Annotated in this window: 17 protein-coding genes; 16 read left to right on the plus strand and 1 reads right to left on the minus strand. The window is 42.2% G+C overall.

Going from position 1 to position 18,374, the window contains the following annotated elements:
• Positions 1-285 precede the first annotated feature (285 nt).
• The 15 genes from INT03_RS08555 (at position 286) to INT03_RS08625 (ending at position 16,201) form a co-directional block, all read left to right on the plus strand.
• Positions 286-1,650, plus strand: a complete 1,365-nt coding sequence (locus INT03_RS08555; protein ID WP_193008606.1) for an MFS transporter — start codon at positions 286-288, stop codon at positions 1,648-1,650.
• Positions 1,651-1,969: 319 nt separating this feature from the next.
• Positions 1,970-2,428 (plus strand): hypothetical protein, encoded by a 459-nt coding sequence (locus tag INT03_RS08560; protein ID WP_193008607.1) that lies wholly within the window; start codon positions 1,970-1,972, stop codon positions 2,426-2,428.
• A gap of 157 nt (positions 2,429-2,585) precedes the next feature.
• Positions 2,586-3,140, plus strand: coding sequence for a DUF3833 domain-containing protein (locus INT03_RS08565; protein ID WP_296293792.1), 555 nt, complete (start codon positions 2,586-2,588; stop codon positions 3,138-3,140).
• Between the two features lie 264 nt (positions 3,141-3,404).
• Positions 3,405-4,028 carry a single-stranded DNA-binding protein gene (ssb, locus tag INT03_RS08570; RefSeq protein WP_045453328.1) on the plus strand — a complete coding sequence of 208 codons (624 nt, stop codon included), beginning with the start codon at positions 3,405-3,407 and terminating at the stop codon, positions 4,026-4,028.
• Between the two features lie 697 nt (positions 4,029-4,725).
• The gene (locus tag INT03_RS08575) at positions 4,726-5,337 is read left to right on the plus strand and encodes a hypothetical protein (RefSeq protein WP_193008608.1); all 612 of its coding nucleotides are present in this window, start codon (positions 4,726-4,728) and stop codon (positions 5,335-5,337) included.
• 115 nt (positions 5,338-5,452) lie between these two features.
• Positions 5,453-5,971, plus strand: a complete 519-nt coding sequence (locus INT03_RS08580; RefSeq protein WP_296293791.1) for a BLUF domain-containing protein — start codon at positions 5,453-5,455, stop codon at positions 5,969-5,971.
• Between the two features lie 62 nt (positions 5,972-6,033).
• Positions 6,034-6,471 (plus strand): BLUF domain-containing protein, encoded by a 438-nt coding sequence (locus INT03_RS08585; protein WP_193008609.1) that lies wholly within the window; start codon positions 6,034-6,036, stop codon positions 6,469-6,471.
• 430 nt (positions 6,472-6,901) lie between these two features.
• Positions 6,902-7,225, plus strand: coding sequence for an H-NS family nucleoid-associated regulatory protein (locus INT03_RS08590; protein WP_045453321.1), 324 nt, complete (start codon positions 6,902-6,904; stop codon positions 7,223-7,225).
• Between the two features lie 329 nt (positions 7,226-7,554).
• On the plus strand, positions 7,555-8,382 hold the full coding sequence (gene gspN / locus INT03_RS08595; protein ID WP_193008610.1) for a type II secretion system protein N: 828 nt from the start codon (positions 7,555-7,557) through the stop codon (positions 8,380-8,382).
• Positions 8,383-9,279, plus strand: coding sequence for a type II secretion system protein N (locus INT03_RS08600; RefSeq protein WP_193008611.1), 897 nt, complete (start codon positions 8,383-8,385; stop codon positions 9,277-9,279).
• A gap of 201 nt (positions 9,280-9,480) precedes the next feature.
• Complete coding sequence (gene gspD, locus INT03_RS08605; protein ID WP_193008612.1) at positions 9,481-11,727, plus strand: type II secretion system secretin GspD; 2,247 nt, start codon at positions 9,481-9,483, stop codon at positions 11,725-11,727.
• Between the two features lie 237 nt (positions 11,728-11,964).
• Entirely contained in the window at positions 11,965-12,165 is a 201-nt protein-coding gene (locus INT03_RS08610; protein ID WP_193008613.1) for a hypothetical protein, read from the plus strand.
• Positions 12,166-12,352: 187 nt separating this feature from the next.
• Positions 12,353-13,342, plus strand: coding sequence for a TatD family hydrolase (locus tag INT03_RS08615; RefSeq protein ID WP_226950184.1), 990 nt, complete (start codon positions 12,353-12,355; stop codon positions 13,340-13,342).
• A 165-nt stretch (positions 13,343-13,507) separates the two neighbouring features.
• Positions 13,508-14,359: a ThiF family adenylyltransferase gene (locus INT03_RS08620; RefSeq protein WP_226950193.1), complete on the plus strand. Its 852-nt coding sequence runs from the start codon at positions 13,508-13,510 to the stop codon at positions 14,357-14,359.
• 21 nt (positions 14,360-14,380) lie between these two features.
• A complete protein-coding gene (locus INT03_RS08625) occupies positions 14,381-16,201 on the plus strand; it encodes a GAF domain-containing hybrid sensor histidine kinase/response regulator (protein ID WP_226950183.1) in 1,821 nt (606 codons plus the stop codon).
• A gap of 306 nt (positions 16,202-16,507) precedes the next feature.
• On the opposite strand, the gene efp is transcribed toward INT03_RS08625, so the two are convergent.
• On the minus strand, positions 16,508-17,083 hold the full coding sequence (efp, locus tag INT03_RS08630) for an elongation factor P (RefSeq protein WP_045444336.1): 576 nt from the start codon (positions 17,081-17,083) through the stop codon (positions 16,508-16,510).
• A gap of 167 nt (positions 17,084-17,250) precedes the next feature.
• On the opposite strand from efp, the gene epmB reads away from it, so the two are divergent.
• On the plus strand, positions 17,251-18,258 hold the full coding sequence (gene epmB, locus INT03_RS08635) for an EF-P beta-lysylation protein EpmB (RefSeq protein WP_193008616.1): 1,008 nt from the start codon (positions 17,251-17,253) through the stop codon (positions 18,256-18,258).
• The last annotated feature ends 116 nt before the right edge of the window (positions 18,259-18,374 follow it).

The raw sequence follows: 18,374 nt of genomic DNA on the forward strand, positions 1-18,374 counted from the left end.
ACGAGTAATAATGTTTATGACGCCTTACTTTATTGTCATGGCGGCTGCATTATTCAAGGTGTGATTGCGCATCCGATGTAGTTGGTAACAAAATAATCGCGTAATATGAATGGCTTGGGTTGAAGAGGTATGGGAGGCTGCACCAATAAGACAAAAGTCTCGGCACGCAAACGGCGAATGTCTTATACTAGTGGGCTTAATTTGTAGCTAAAGTCTTGATAGCATCACAATAGTATAAGCAGCGCAGTAGTGATAAATCAGCAATGACGAACCAGTGAGGCAAGTATGAATAGCGTAGAAAAACGGGCAATCCTCGGGGTCGGTGGTATATTTGCTTTGCGGATGATTGGTCTGTTTATGATTGTGCCTGTGTTTTCTGTATATGGTGACAATTATACGCACGCGACGCCGTTTTTGATTGGTTTGGCGGTCGGTATTTATGGACTGGGACAGGCGATTTTTCAGATACCCATGAGTCTTGCTGCGGACAAGTTCCCGCGTAAGCCGATTATCTTTTTAGGGCTGATCTTATTTGCTCTCGGCGGTATCATTGCGGCAAATGCGACTGATATTTACGAGGTCATTATTGGTCGAGCACTGGCAGGTAGTGGCGCGGTTTCTGCGGTATTGATGGCGTTATTGGCTGATGTAACGCGCGAAGAAATGCGTACCAAAGCGATGGCGACGATGGGCTTGACTATTGCGACTTCTATCATGCTCGCTTTTGCCTTTGGTCCGTTATTGGTTGGCTCGCTGGGTATCTCTGGTTTATTTTGGTTGACCTCAGGCTTTGCTGTTTTGGCGATGCTGTTATTATTGTTTGTGCCGACACCGCTACGCGTACTTAAACACAATTTAGACAATAAATCGATTGGTCAACAATTAGCGACCGTCCTCAAAATCGGCGATTTAAACCGCTTACATATTGGTATCTTTGCTCTGCATCTGACCATGACGGCGATATTTGTGATATTGCCGCATCAGCTTAATGAAGTGATGGGTTTATCGGTACGTCAGCAAGGCTTGGTTTATTTGCCGCTGTTATTTATTGGTTTTGCCGTCGCCATTCCTTTTATTATCATCGCTGAAAAGAAACGCAAAATGCGCCAAGTATTCTTAGGCGCGATTGCGTTGATGACCGCTGCTTTAGCGATATTGGCTATTGGCAGTCAGGTTGGCGTTGGTATTATATTAGGTCTGTTATTGTACTTTATGGGCTTTAACTTGCTTGAGGCAACGATTCCCTCATGGATATCTAAGCGCGCCCCAGTCGCCAATAAAGCCACTGCGATGGGGCTAAATTCATCCAGCCAGTTCTTTGGGGCGTTTGTCGGTGGAGCAATGGGCGGGTTGTTATTGAATCAACCTAACCTATTGGCGTGGGGAATTTTGGCCGTCATTATGGGCGTGGCGCTACTCATTATTATCCCCATTTCTCAGCCGCCTTATCTATCGAGTACTACTGTGACCATCCCTAAAAACATTAATATCCAAGACTGGTCACGGCAAATGCTGGCGGTAGATGGCGTGGATGAGCTGGTCGTGATGGCGAAAGAGCAAGTTGCCTATCTCAAGCTAGACAAGACACAATTGACAGATGACTCGCGGATGCAGCTATCGAGTTTGGCACAGAGTCCACTAGATATTTAACAGGTTTTACGTGCAACATTCATAGTCCTGTAGAGACAAAGAGACAGCTGATATGTTTACACTCGATAGGTTATCAGATGCTCAATTAGCACGTATTACGAGAAGTCCTCAATTTATCAAAGATTTTAGCAACCTGATATCATCTACAAGCCCTATTAATAAAGACATGAGTGCTTGGTCAGTTGAGTTTATTGATCGCATAAAATAAAGCCATGAACAATTTAATAAAAAAGACCAATAAGAGAATATTTAGTATATTAAATACTATTCTATCGGAATATAAACTCATCAATTTCATATGAATATAAGGCAATAAGATATGGCAATGGGTCTAGTTTTAGGTTTATTGGTTGCATTGATTGGTTTTATCTTATCAAAAAAGGAGCCTAGCGCTGATGATAAAACTTTAAAAACAATGATAGAGTGGTCATCTCTTGCTAATGTTGCTAATAGTACTAAAGCTGAAAAAATGTCTGATAGATTGCTTATCCAAGCCGAAGCTCTTTTACAGCAATCAGATATTTTACCTGCAGGCTCATTGAGAAATCTAATGATTTCAAAGCCAGGATTATCTAAATTACTTTTCATTGGGTTATTAAAGGAAGCTACATTTAGCTTTGGTCCGGAAGATCTCATTATTTTACATAAATCTTATGAAAGATCTGAGGCAAGAATACATATTGCGCAGTGTGTTGAATTACTCTTGAAGCATAGAGGCATGTCTGCTTTGGAAGAAATAGCACAAGAAGCCTGTTCCAAAAGACTGTCACTTTACTAACAAAATTAATGTAGGTTAGGGCTCTCTGCGAGAGCCCGCGAAGAGCGCAGTTATGAGGTAAGTGAACATTGAACATCCATCTCGGCTTAAAAGGAATTAATATGAGTAAGTTTACGATGTTGTCTGGTGGTGTCAGAAAAATATTGCGCCTCGAGCAGTGGCTAAATTTTCGATAGGTCTTGGTCTATCAGCCACGTTACTACTCTCAGGCTGTGCCACACAAAATATCCAAGCCTATCAGAACAGCACGCCCACGCTCGATATGCATGAGTTCTTCTCAGGTCAAATCGATGGTTGGGGCATGTTTCAAGGTCGCAATGGCGAGGTCAAAAAACGCTTTTACGTCGATATTGATGCTACTCACGAAGGCGATAATGTCATCGTTTTAGATGAGAAGTTCGCATGGGCAGATGGGTCAAAATCACAGCGTATATGGCGATTGACCAAACAAGCTGATGGTAGCTGGAAAGGCACAGCAGGCGATGTCATTGGCGAGGCAACAGGGGAAGTGGTTGGCAATACCTTGCATTGGAATTACTTGTTAGAGCTACCCGTTGAGGATAAAACCTACAAAGTGAATTTTGATGACTGGATGTATCTGGTTGATAAAAACGTCATGCTCAATCGCTCAGTCATGAAAAAATTTGGCGTAGAGCTGGGTAGCGTCACCTTGAGTATGCATCGCAATAACGAGAGCAATGATTCTAAATAAGTTTATAAAGGACAGAGTGAGTTGATAAGTCAGTAACTGGTAATAGTATTAATTCGCTTAATAAAATGGCAAAATAGCAATATCATGGTTTTTTAAACCCAAAAATTATAATATATATCTAGACGACATAGATTGTCGTCTTTAATAGATAGCTTGTAGATATTCCAATAAAAATTGATTACAGTAAAATCATTAATGAATGCGCTTAGCTGCACAGTCATTAAAGCGATTCATAAAATTATTCATAAGTAAAAGGACGGTATCATGCGCGGAGTTAATAAAGTTATCATCATCGGTAACCTTGGAGCAGACCCTGAGGCACGTCAATTTAATAACGGCGGTAGTGTGACCAATATCTCGGTTGCAACGTCAGAGCAGTGGACCGACAAGCAAAGCGGCGAAAAAAGAGAAGCGACGGAATGGCATCGTATTTCTCTATTTAATCGTTTGGGTGAAATTGCCGCGCAGTATTTGCGTAAAGGCAGTAAAGTTTATATCGAAGGCAGTTTGCGTACCCGTAAATATCAAGATCCCAATGGTCAAGACCGTTATATTACTGAGATTCGTGCTGAGCAAATGCAAATGCTAGATGGTGCGACTGGTGGTCAAAGTGATAATAGCTTTGGCGGTCAAAATCAGGGTCAAGGTGGTGGCTATGGCAATCAAGGTGGTCAAAGCAATCAAAACAACTTTGGTCAGCAAGCAAACAATCAGCCAGCACAGCAAGGCGGTTACAACCAGTCAGCTGCTCAAGGTGGTCAAAACAGCTTTAACAATCAAGGCGCACCTGCTCAGCAGAATCAATTCAATCAACCTGCGCAAAAGCCTGCACAGTCAAAGCCAACAGCAATGCCAGATGGCCCTGTCGATGATGATATTCCGTTTTAACTTATACCTTAGAGTTATCTGTTAAGAATAATCTATAGAAGACCCTGCAATTGCAGGGTTTTTTTATGGCTAGTGATAAATGACTTAAAAAAATAAATTTTCTATAGTGCGCATAAAGGTCGTATGAGAGTGAGCGCGTTTAGAAAGATAGACTTTTTCAATTGCGATATTATCTCGCTAAAAAAGTAAAACGTTTGTTGGTTTTTATAGTTGCGCCCTGATAGTTAGTCGAAAAAAAGAAAATTAATTATTGGTTTGTAAACGATTTAGTAAGAAGATAAAGCGGATAAACAGTAGCCTGCTTCATTGAGTTTATCGATTTTTTTATTCTCATTATCTTATCAAATTTTATATTGAAATTTATAAAAACTACCTTTCATATCCTATATAGACCGTCTGTTCTATTGGATTTAATTAGTGCTAACGGTTCATTAAATGGATTGATATAATTCACTCGAATCAATAATTCAAACAATATTAAATGTGGGGCTTTGATTTAAAGTAATTTTTATTAACCAATAAAAAGTCAAAATTTGACTGTTCAATAGTTGAAATAATAAAAATTCATCTGGTCGACCGCTTAGGACAGGGTTGGTTCAATGTAAAAGGTTAAAGCTGTCACGCTTTTATAATCAATTGACTATAAAAGTGCCCACCTTACTGCTAGTGATGAGTACAAAGAATGAAAGATGGTGATGTGTTTCAAAAAACTGATTTGGGCAGAGAAGAGATTAAATCTCAGAGTCTCGGCATATTGCCGCGTGAAGCAAGAACATTGCTCATTATGATCGATGGCAAACGCACGTATCAAAGCTATCTTGATACGCTTGACCGTAGCAAAATGTTTGCCGATTTTGGCGGTGTTGCACCACTATTTGAGTTGCTGTTAGGGCTTGAGTGTGTAGAGATAGTGGGCGCTGATAATGCTGCCTCTCAAATATCCACTGCGCCGCAAGCACCGACGGCTGATCAGTCTCAAGCATCGTTGTCTGAAAGAAATATTGAGACAGAGTTTGATCGCACCTTTAATGATAAAAGTCTCAATAAAATGGCAGCATTAGGCAAGAAATCAATCAGTAGTATTTTCAAGGCTAGGTTGTCTGGTGCGAGCTACGAAACGATAAAGTCAGAGTTGGCTAACTATATTGAAAAAAACGCACCACCAGTAGAAGCTTGGGGTTACTTGTTGAGTTTAGAACAATGCGCGGATAGCTCGCAATTATTGAGCTTGGTCAAAGAAATACAGAGCACCAGTAGCAGTAATTTATCACGCGGCATGAATGATTTTATCAAAAAAATTCAACGTTAATATATACACGACTTATGTTATAAAAAAAATGACTTATACCACAAATACTCGGTTATAAAAGACAGTAGCTGGGTGGTGATAGGTGAAAAATTTAGCAAACTAATTGGAGTGTTTTGTGGAATCAGCTGAGCTTTCAGAATTAAATCGCCTAAAAATGCATCATGGCGAGCATATTATTCTACGTTTAACTTATATTAGCCGTTATAACACCGACAATCCTAAAGGTGAAGTAACGCGCATCCTGACACAAGCTCAGCAAAACAATGAGCGCAATGGTATTACGGGTGCTTTGGTGTTCAATCACAATTATTTTTTGCAAAGTATTGAAGGGGCGAGACCCGTCATCAATGAATTGCTCAGAAAACTGGTTAAAGATAATCGGCATCATGGCTTACAAGTCATCGAATGCCGTGAAGTAGAGCTGCGCCATTGGAGCAAATGGTCAATGAAGTATTTGATTCCGAGCGATGAAAACAAAGGACTTGCGCTCAAATTTTCGACAGGTACTCAGTTTAATCCTTATTTGATGAACACCAATCAAATCATGATGTTGATTGAGACGTTATCAGACCTTCAAGAGCAAGAAGCAGTGAGCGCCGCCCAAAAGAAGAAACCATGGTTTTCTATTGGCTAATTGACTGACGTTTATAAAAGCTAAGAACCATCACACCCATGACATTTTACAAGAGATAAGATATGACATCAGCAATGGAAGATGCACACATTTTGATGAGCATGACATACGCTAGCCGTGCCAACCCAGATGTATCGGCCAACGACTTCAACGAAATCTTGCAGCAAGCACAAGTAAATAATGCCGCCAATGGCATCACTGGTATGCTGACGTTTAATAAAGATTATTTTTTGCAAACCATTGAAGGGCCAAGAGCAGAGATCAATCGTCTGTTATATAGTTTAATTACTGATCCGCGTCATCATGACTTACAGGTTATTGAAACACGTGAGTTAAAGCATCGAGCATGGTCTAAATGGTCCATGAATTATGCTTCACCGACTGAAAAAAATGCGGCGATTTATTTAAAATATTCGACAACGATTGATTTTAATCCCTATTTATTGAGCGCCGAAGCAGCCTATAATTTGATGAATGAGCTTAGCGATCAGCATGATTAATCAATGGCATTTTTGACTAATCGGTAGGTATATATGGAAACAATCGGTTGCTATTTTTAATGGATTTATGTTTGCTGAGTTATTCGTTTAACCGTTTTTAGGACATTGTTTATAGAGACTGATTTTATCTTAAAATTAATAACTGTTTATGAATAACTATTAAATAAATAGTGGTTTTTCATTTACCCGATTTTACTATTCACTGACTTTTGTTATAGTAGATATAATAATCTACTGTTGTGATAGCAAGGTTTTTTGTTTATATTATCTACGCCATTAGCTATTGTGGCTAACAATATTTTATTTGGTTGAAAAAATATCGATTTGTGACATTCATCGTTGTATTTAATGATGAATACGTCATTCTTAGTTCTTAATAGTGAATAATATCTATTAAGGTTATATTTTTTATCTTACAGTTGGATTTATTATGAGCAAAAATACCGCCATTGATTTAGAAAACCTGAACGTTGATGAGCTACGTGCCATCACTGAAAATGCTCAGCAGCTTATTGCCAAAAAACAACATCAGCGTTTGTATGACGCTTATATGCAGTTTGAGAAAATTGCAGAAGACAGCAATGCCTCTATCGAAGAGATTCTAAAAGCTGGTGAAACGCTAGAGAAAAAACGCAGCATCAAGTATCGCAATACTGACAATAACGAAGAAACGTGGACTGGCCGTGGTCGCAAGCCAACGTGGTTGGTTGAAGCGCTAGCAGCAGGTCGTAGTATCGAAGATTTTGCAATCTAATAGTGTGGTGGCTAACAAGATGATGTCGGTTTAGATTTAGCAAGGTGCAATTTTTACCAAAGACTATTTAACATAAGCGTTTGTTTGAATAAGTCCTGTTTTAAAAAAGCGCCATGTTATATCTACTCTGATCATCGGGCTTGTTTCTCATGATTTGTGTGCAATGATAGCGTTTGATCATGATAGTCCTTTCGTCTTAGAAGCTGATAAAAGCCAGTATCTTTATTGCCATTATGTTGGTAAAAAGATACTGGCTTTTTTTCTGTCATCTGTATGCCATTGTTTGTTATGATAATGACGTTTTTGACTTATATAAGAGTTATGCACCCGTGCCCCAAGTATCCGCGTCGTCTCATAAGCGCCCTCGTAAGCTGTGGTGGCTGGTTGGGTTTGTATTATTTGCATTATTTGCTGTATTGCAAATGCCAGCGGCGTGGCTGCTTGAAAAGTATGCTCCCGAAATGCCTTATGTACAGCATGTGTCGGGTAATTTATGGCAAGGCTCCGTTATCTGGCAGATGCCTTTAGCAGCGACACCGCTCACAGGTACGGCAGAATGGTCGTGGCAGCCATGGCATTTGTTATTGGGTAAGATAAGTGCAGAGGTCGATATCAATTCAGCACAAACCCGCCTCAATGGACAAGTAAAAATAGGCACCAACTCATGGCAAGTGGATAATATGAGCGGCAAGATAGCACCTGAGACGTTGGCAAGTTTGGTTGATTGGCAATTGCCCAATACACCGATTCAGGTCAATAACGTTTCGCTCAGCCGTCAGTCTGGCTCAAGTGCCGCCGCAGAAAACGCTTCAACAAAAGATCCATCTGGTTTTACTCAAGCCGATGGTCAGCTGACATGGGTCGGCGGTGAGATAGGCTATCCTAGCGGTGGCAAGGTTTTTTATCTGACCATGCCTGCGATGCGTGCTGAGTTAAGTGCCGAGCAAAAAAACAATAAAAACCTGCTTCATATCAATTTATTAAACAATCAAGATAAGCGCTTGGGTGACTTATATATCGATGGCGATAATATGTTGGATGTCAGTTTGACGCAGCGTTTATTAGAAAGTATGCCTGAGTATAAAGGGCAAGCACCCCAAGATACGCCAGTTGTTAGTGTGCGTCAGCCGCTATTAAATGGGCTGGGGACACGCTAGATGATGAATGTTTCTACAACTTTAAAACCTGTGCTTAACACCCTTAATCGATTCTCAGGTTGGGTATTGTTATTGGCTGTTGCTTGGTTATGTTGGACAGCGGCTCGATTACTATGGTTGTTGCTCGCCGCACCATTGGCACCGATGCTGCCACCAGCGCCTTTGCAAAACACATCGGCATCTGGCAAGGACTATAGTGGATTATTTGCAATTTTTACAGATCCTGATCCTATTGCAGCAGCAGTGCAGCCACCGCCCAATGTCAATCTAAAAGGCGTTCTGTTAGCAATGCCAGAGAGCATGTCCTCGGCACTACTGGATATCAATGGTGAAGTGAAAAACTATCGAATCGGTGATGCGCTAAAAGACAGTGGCTATACCCTTGTGGCTGTCGATTGGAACTCGGTTATCATTGCTGATGCCAGTGACAAGCAAACCGTCATTAGCATGCCAGCCGCGATGCCATTAGACCAAAGTGACATGATCGCAGGTGCCGTCAGTAATCAGCGCTTGCCAGAGAACAGCATGCTGCCTAACGCCCCTCAGCCTACACAAAATACTGAGGAAGAGTCCGCTGCGACAGGCAGTGACAGTAGTCCGCAATCTGCTATCGATGAAGCGGTCACAGAATTGCAAGAAAACCCCGCCAGTTATTTGAGTAGGATGGGGGTTATGGCAGCAGGGGAAAGCTATCAAGTGACGCCTGCAATGCCAGCAAAGCTGCGTAATCGCTTAGGGCTTGAGCCAGGTGATAAAGTGCTAACGGTTAATGGTCAAAGCGTGGGTAGTAATCCTGCCCAAGATGCTAGTGTGCTGCAACAGGTACAGCAATCAGGTGAGGCGCAAATAGAGGTGCAACGCGGCGATCAAGTCATTACCATTCGTCAGCAGTTTTGAGCACAATAAATGAGTGAGAACTCTTATTTTAAGTAAACAAGCTTTAAGTAAACAAGTTTTAGGTAAACAAGTATTTATATAGTGCCACTTAAATAATGCCATTGTTGGCAGAACGTTAAGTGAGCAAAGCAATCATTGAGCACCTTAGCACACAATAAACCCAGTACATACTAAGCGACATCACTGTAGGTAATCATCAATATGGTAAGTTTTCATAATTTTTCAGTCACGCCTCTGTACCATGTTTTGCAGCGCCTGATGCGCCTGTGTCGTCCTCTTTGCCTCGCCGTACCATTATGGGCTGCCAGTACGGGTCTTGCGAGTGCCGAGAGCTGGAAAGTCAACTTACAAGATGCCGATATCAAAGCCTTTATTAATGAGGTTGCAACCATCACTGACCAAAATTTTGTCCTTGATCCACGTATTAATGGCAATGTGACGGTGATTTCTAACAAAGCCTTGTCGCGTGACGAAATATATCAGCTATTTTTGAGTGTGATGCAAGTCAACGGTATTGCAGCGATTGACTCGGGAACGACCATTAAATTGGTGCCAGATAATGTCGCCAAACAATCTGGCGTGGCTGTTGATTTACGCGGTGACAGTGTTGGTGAGGCGTTAGCTACTCGTGTTATTTATTTAACCAATACTCAAGCTGCAGAAGTGCTGGGTGTCATCCGTCCGCTTATGCCTCAATCAGCTCATGCCGCTGCCGTGCCTGGTGTCAATGCCTTGGTATTGTCCGATCGTGCCGATAGTCTTAATCAGCTGACATCGCTTATCCGCGATTTAGATAGCAACGTCAATGACAGTTTGCAAGTGATACCACTACGTCACGTCGATGCTGAACGTATGATGGAATTGATTAGCGCCTTGGTTGCAAGCGCTGGTAGCGGGCAAGCACAAGGTAGTAATAACCAGCTTAAAGTCATCGCTGATACCTCTAGTGATAGATTGTTGGTGAAAGGCAGTCCGGAGATGATTGCTAAAGTCAAAGAGATGGTCAATCAATTGGACACCACGCCTACAAGGCGTTTGAGTGGTCTGCGCGTCTTTCGATTAAAATACGCCAGTGCAGGTCATATTGCAGATATGCTACGCGGATTGCTCGCCAATCAATCTATTAATAGCGCTGGAGCAACGTCCTCGTTAGAGTCGGCATCATTGAACGATTCCAGTAGCACAGGCGCTACTTTGACTAATGAGTCTAGCACTAACACAACGAACAACGCGACGACCTCAGCTACCTCTGGTGCCAATTCGAGTAGTACTGGTACAGGTGTTGGCGGGCGACCTTTTAGTATTATCGCTGATGAAACCCAAAATGCCGTTATCGTCAATGCAGCACCTGAGCTGATGTTTGAGATTGAAGATGCGGTCAATCAGTTGGACAGTCGCCGCGCGCAAGTATTGATTCAAGCGGCTATTGTAGAAGTGTCAGGTGATGATGCGACCCAGCTTGGTGTGCAATGGGCGCTTGGCAATGCCAATAGCGGCTACGGAGTCGTAAACTTCAATAACGTAGGCGCGAGTGCTACAGCACTTGCTGCCGCGGCGTTGGGTGGCGGTGCCGCCAGTATCAGTGCAGCAGCAGGATCGATAGCTGGTGCTTTGATTGGTATTGGTGATAGCAGCAAAGACAGTCAGGGAAACACCCAGTTTTATGGGGCTATCTTGCAAGCGCTTGATTCTTCTACCAGTGCCAATCTGCTGTCTATGCCATCAATTTTGACATTGGACAACGAAAAAGCCAGTATTTTAGTGGGTCAAAACGTGCCTTTTGTGACAGGCTCCTTTACCACCAGTGGCAACGATTCTAGCAACCCCTTTCAAACCATCGATCGTCAAGATATTGGTATCAATCTAAATGTCATTCCTCATATTGGCGACAATGGCACCGTACGCTTGGAGGTCTCACAAGAAGTCTCATCGGTGGTACCGGGCAGTACGGGTAACGCCAGTGGTTTGATCACCAATAAAAGCCTCATCAATACGACGATTCTGGCTGATGATCAGCAGACCATTGCTCTTGGTGGCTTGATGCGTGAAAACAGCACTACGCGCCAACAAAAAGTCCCTGGCTTGGGTAACGTGCCAGTCATTGGTCGACTGTTCCGCTCTGACAATGACACGACGCAAAAAAGTAATTTAATCATATTTTTACAGCCAACCATCCTACGTGATGGCAGGGCAGTCGCCAGTGTCACCGAGCGCAAATTCAACCAAATGCGCGTCCTGCAATTGGTCATTGATAAAAACGGTACCATCAAACAGCTGCCATTGAGCGGTACGGAAGGTTGGAATGGCGATGTTAGCGCAGATTATGAATTGATGCCGCTCAATCCCCTTGTTCCTAAGCGCGATCAGACACCAAAGTCTCAGTCTCAAGGTTTTACCAAAGTAGACAGTCCTAATAATGGTATGACAACTTATCCTTTAAATCGTTAAGAACTCAAAAAAGCGCTTTATTAATGATAGGTTAATAAAGCGCTCGCCTCCTATTCTTATAGCATGTAGAGACACGGTGTAATAAATAAACTACGCCGTACATTAGCTTGCGTATTCATAACACAGATAAACATAGCAGTTTTTATATCGCAGTATACTAATGAGTAATTGAGTAGTAAGTATGAACACTTGCTGATAAATATAGCAGATAATGATATAAAGGTAGGGGTGGAAGTAATGACAAGTCATACAAATGCTAAAAAGTGGTTTTTATTAGCAGTCGCTGCCACCGCCTTATTGGTGATTCCTAGGCGTAGCAGTCGACAAGCTGATACCAGAGCGTTAGATGGTAAAAATGTATCAGATGAGCACTTAGATGAGCACTCATATGAGCACAATGCAAAAGCCAATCATGATAATACTAATAGGGCGTGTTGAAGGTCTCTTTACTTATCAAAATCTCTTTTGTTGATTGGTATTTTTTAACTGTCGAAATCATTTTAAATAAAGTTACCATCCTAAAGTGTTCATTGACGTGGTTATTGCTACAAAATGACAAATAATGTCTATTGAATGACAAATCACGGAATGCCTCGCTGAAAACTATTAATTTTGGAGTCTATCAATGACCCCTATCGCTTCACCTAAGATGATCAAACAGCCCTTACCTACTATTTATCCTCTCATTGACACGCATACTCATTTTGATGCCCCAATATTTGATGATGATAGAGAAATACTGACGCAGCAGGCTCATACTCAGGGAGTACGCCATCTGGTATTAGTCGGCTATCTATATCAGCATTTTGAGCGGATGTATGAGACTGAGCGCCTGTTAAATACGCTGTCATTACCTACGACAGCCAATGTCGATAGACAAAAAGTGTCAAATTTTAGTAGCCATGTTGCGGTTGGTTTGCATCCTTTTTATATTAAACAACATACTGACGATCATTTAATCGCTATGGCAAAAAGGATTGCTGATAAACGCCCATTAGCAATCGGCGAGATTGGTTTAGACACCTTTACTGAGGCGATGAAAGCGCCTGACATATTTGCCAAACAAGTACGATTTTTTAAGGCACAATTGGATATGGCGGTGACTCATCAGCTGCCAGTGATGCTGCATATTCGTAAAGCCCATGCAGAAGCATTGGCCATACTAAAAGCGCATGACTACGATGCACACAAACTTGGCGGTATCGCGCACAGTTTTAGTGGTGGGACGCAAGAGGCCAAAGCATTTGTTAAGTTGGGATTTAAGCTTGGGGTTACCGGTCAAATCACTAATCCCAATGCTAAGAAACTGCGCCGCGCCATTCAAGCAGCGGTTGATAGCTATGGTGTTGAATGTTTGGTAATAGAAACAGATTGCCCTGATATGACGCCTATCATGTGCCAAATATCTGACCATGATTCATTAGTGCCAACTCAAAACTCAGGCAGTGCACGGAGGAGTACAGCCGTACATAATAGAAATGTACCTGCCAACCTGCCATGGGTATTGCTAAGCTTGAGTGAGTTGCTTAATGTACCACCCGCCAGTCTTGCTAAGCAATTGTGGCACAACAGTTGCAGTGCTTTGCAAACAAAATGGGATTATCCGTTATCGTAGTGCCACAGATTTTAGTCACTGACGGTTTATTATATGGCTAGCCATTGATATGATAGTGAATGAGATAGCCGTGAATAAAGAAATTAACGTAATATAAGCGTCACAAAAATAATTTAAAAGAGCATTTAATCTGTTATGAGTGAAACACAACCATTTGAGCAAACAATGACAGAGTCCATTGGCACCGAAGACGTTACAAAGACAGAAGAGCTTAGCGAAGACAATGTGCAATATGAGCGCCGTTTTCAAGGTACGCGCACTCTTTATGGTACGACAGCTGTCACTACTTTTGCCGATGCGCATGTATACGTTATTGGTGTTGGAGGTGTTGGTTCTTGGGCAGCTGAGGCTTTGGCAAGAACGGCAGTGGGCACTATTACGTTGATCGATTTGGACGTATTGGTTGCATCCAATGTCAATCGCCAGTTGCCTGCACTAGACAGCACCTTTGGTGAGAGTAAAATTGCAGCGATGGCCACCCGTATTCGTGAAATTAATCCCAAAGTAACGCTAAACTTGATCGATGATTTTTTAACTGTAGAAAATGTCGCCACTTTATTGCCAAGTCGCGATGAAGCAAAAGCCGCTGTTGCTCAAGGCAGACCTATGGTTATTTTGGACTGCGTAGATGATATGAATGCCAAGCTTGCCATCGCGCTACATTGTCGTTTTAATAAATTAAAACTGGTTTGTGCAGGCGGCGCAGGTGGCAAGATAGACCCTAGTCAGATTAGGGTGAGTGACTTGCGTGACAGTTACCAAGATCCTTTACTTGCCAAATTACGCAATAAGCTGCGCCACGAAAAAGGCATTAATAGTACACTAAAAGAAAAGTTCGGGATCAAATGTGTCTACTCTACAGAGCCACCACGTGTAGATAAGAGTTGTCAGACAGGCGGTTTGCAGTGTGGTGGTTACGGCTCAGCAGTAGTGGTCACATCGGTGGTTGCGATGATTATGGTGAGTGAAGCATTACAATTATTAATAAAACAGGCGGGCATCAAGCCGAGCGTCTGATCTTATTTAATGGAGTCTATCTTGCCTATATTGAACGCACCTAAACACAGCTACCCAGTAGCGGCAGATGAAGTAGAACGCATCAATAAGCTTAGGAAGTACCAGGTGCTCAACGACAATGATGAGCCTGCATTTAAGCGTCTAATTGATCTGGCAAAGCTATTTTTTGATGTACCAGTTGTGACCATTACTTTCATGGACGAAGAAACACAGTATCTAAAATCTGTCCAAGGACTGGGCGGTGTTTGCCGCACGACGCGTGAAGTGGCTATTTGCAATTATACCGTGCTCTCTAACGACGTCTTTGTAGTACCGGACTTAACTAAAGACAGTCGTTTTAGCCACAACACGCTAGTGACAGAATCGCCGTACCTACAGTTTTATGCTGGTGCGCCAATTATCTTGCATGAGGACAATAAAAGCTATCGTTTGGGCTCGCTGTGTGTGATGGATATGAAGCCCAATCATGACTTTGATGGGCAAAAGGCAAAGGTGTTGGCTCAATTTGCGATGATGGCGGCAGATGCCTTGCAGCTACAGGATAAGCAGCGTGATGCCAAACATGCCAATGAGATGAAATCAGACTTTTTGGCCAATATGAGTCATGAAATCCGTACACCGATGAATGGCATTATTGGTATGGTGGAGATGCTCGGTGAGACCAAACTTAGCAGTGAACAACAAGAATACGTGGACAATATCAAAGTTTCCAACGAGCATTTGATGGCGATCATTAACGGGATTTTAGATTTATCGAAAGTAGAATCTGGGAAAATGACCATTGATTCTATTCCTGTTAACTTATCTGCATTATGTAATGAGGTGGTCAGCCTCTTTGCTGTCAAAGCACGTCAGCGAGGGCTCATTTTAGACTACCATTATACCGAGTCGTTATCGCCCTATGTGCAAGGCGATCCGGTACGCCTCAAACAAATTTTAGCAAACCTTGTTAATAATGCGATTAAATTCACTCGTGAGGGTGGGCGAGTCACTATTGATGTCAAACATGTACCCAATTGTCATTATGATGGTTTTGACGACGACAGCGCTGACCAATATCGCGCTCAAGGTATTTCGGCAAGTGATCTCAGCAAAATAACGGCTCAAGAAGCTATCAGTAATACCATCTATCATGAAGTCATGACCCTATGCATTGAAGTCACAGATACGGGTGTCGGCATCAAAGCTGAGTCATTGGATGCGATTTTTGATGCTTATGACCAAGCAAACAAATTCACCCATCGTCTTTATGGTGGCACAGGTCTAGGACTCTCGGTTTGTAAGTCTTTGGTTGATTTGATGGGTGGCTATATCGATGTGGATAGCGAAGTGGGTGTGGGCACTACGTTCAGTGTTTTATTGCCGCTACCGACTATTGATGAAAACCAGTATGAGATGTGGCAAGATTCAAATGACTTTACGATAATTGAGCCGACCCATGAGCGTGCTGGTCATATATTGTTGGTTGAAGACGATACCGTCAATGCCATCATCGCTAAAAAAGCCCTGAATAATAGTGGTCATACGGTCACGCATGTCACTGATGGGCAGCAGGCTATTGAAATTTTTGCGCTCTCACCTGAGCGTTATGATGTTATTTTAATGGACCATCACATGCCTATTTTAGATGGCGTGCAGGCCACTATTAAATTGCATGAACTCTATGATCCTCAATCATTACCACCTATTATCGCGTTGACCGCCAATGCAATGGATGGTGAGCGTGAAAAGTATTTAAAAGTTGGGATGCAAGATTACTGTACCAAGCCTTTTAAACAAGAGCAGTTGAATGCATTGGTACAATATTGGCTGATACAGAAACACTCATCAGCAGAAGAGTAGTGTTTTGGTAGATATTTATAGAAGGTTATACGTCATCGCTGTCATCAATAGCGACAGTTCATCCACTATAAAAAACCACAGCGTTAACCTTGCTTGACATACTCCATATGAATTTTTACTCGGTTGCTTTGGAATACTTTTCAATCAAATTAACTACAGAGACAGTATTAAAGGCAATATTCATAAATAAAAAAAGCTGAACCGCTTTATCAGTGGTTCAGCTTTTTTGTGGAATAACAGCTAGAGGCTAACTGTTAAGTTCTATTATGTAAGTTCTATTATATCGAGCGCTATAACTTTTACATACTATTGGCTAACGCGAGTTTGATAGTCACCTGTGCGAGTATCAACACGTACGACTTCTTCTTGTTGTACAAACAATGGCACACGGACGACAGCACCTGTCTCTAACTTGGCAGGTTTGCCGCCACCACCTGAAGTATCACCACGCACACCAGGATCTGTTTCAGTGATTTGCAACTCAACAAAGTTAGGCGGTGTTACTGAAAGAGGAGTACCGTTGAATAAAGTGATGGTACATAGTGCATTGCTGTTTTCTTTTAGCCACTTTATTGAATCGCCCATCGCTGTTTTGTCCGCTTGAATCTGCTCAAAACTTTCAGGGTGCATGAAATGCCAAAACTCACCATCGTTATATAGATAGTTCATTTCAGTGTCCATGACATCAGCAGCTTCTAAGCTATCGCCTGACTTAAAGGTTTGTTCCAATACTTTACCACTACGAAGGTTGCGCAATTTAACACGGTTAAAGGCTTGACCTTTACCTGGTTTGACAAACTCGTTTTCAAGAATGGCACAAGGGTTGCCATCGAGCATGACTTTTAGACCAGCTTTAAATTCATTAGTAGAAAAACTTGCCACAAGAAACTCCTAGGGGTTATAAATAGGGTGGTAGATAAGTGAATGAATAGCTTGCTGCGTTAAAATCGCTTATTACGCTAAGTGTTTAAAGGATAGGTCGTATGCTTTGATAGGCTACGCACTAAGCGCGTATAATAGCGACTTTTGGGCACAGGTATTAGGTTGTCATGATAAACCATTTAATCACACAAAAAAACTGGCAAACGCAATTATCCGAGGCCATTACGTCTATCGATGAGCTGTTAAGCATCCTAAAGCTAGAATCATTGCGGGCAGAGGTTTATGTGCCTAGGCATTTTGAGCTGCGCGTACCACGTGGATTTGTGGCAAAAATGAGTATCGGCGATAGCAATGATCCTTTACTGAGACAGGTATTGCCTGATCAGCGCGAGCAAATCAAGGTAACGGGCTATGTGGCGGATCCCTTGAGTGAGAATACGCAGAACCCAGTCAAGGGTATGCTGCATAAGTACCAATCCAGAGTATTATTGACCGTGACAGGTGCTTGTGCCATTCATTGTCGTTACTGTTTCCGTCAGCATTTTGACTATAGTGCCAATATGCCGACGGCTGATGCCAAAGAAAATATCATTGATTACATTACCGCACACCCTGAGATTAATGAGGTGATTTTGAGTGGCGGTGATCCACTGAATGTGACAAATAGACGCCTGTTTGCTTGGCTAGATACTTTAGAGTCACTCCCGCAATTGATCACTATTCGCTTACATACGCGCTTGCCGCTGGTCATCGCAGCGCGTTTGGACAATGCGTTATTGACCAGACTGTCTCAAAGTCGCTGTCATATTGTGATGGTCATCCACTGTAATCATGCCAATGAAATCGATGCCTTAACAGCAGAGCATCTGCAACGTGCTCGAGCGGCTGGCATCACTTTATTGAATCAAGCGGTGCTATTAAAAGGCATCAATGATAGCGTTGCTGTTCAAATGCAATTAAGTCAGCGTTTGTTTTCATGTGGGGTACTGCCTTATTATCTGCATGTATTAGACAAAGTTGCTGGTGCCGCACATTTCGATAATGATGAGCGCTTCGCAATTGAGCTGTATTGGTCATTGTTGGCAGCACTCCCTGGTTATTTGGTACCCAAGCTGGTGAGAGAGCTACCAAATAAACCTTTCAAAGTACCGATTGATATTTACAATGATCGTTAATATAGGCACTATGGTATATTGAAAAATTAGTGAACAAAGCGTGGTTTTTAGAAGATAGGCGTGCGGTTAGATGATGCTATAGAAATTAATCGTTACTAAAAATGGGTGCTGTCGAT

The organism is Psychrobacter sp. PG1 (genome assembly GCF_014897815.1).
Taxonomy (GTDB): domain Bacteria; phylum Pseudomonadota; class Gammaproteobacteria; order Pseudomonadales; family Moraxellaceae; genus Psychrobacter.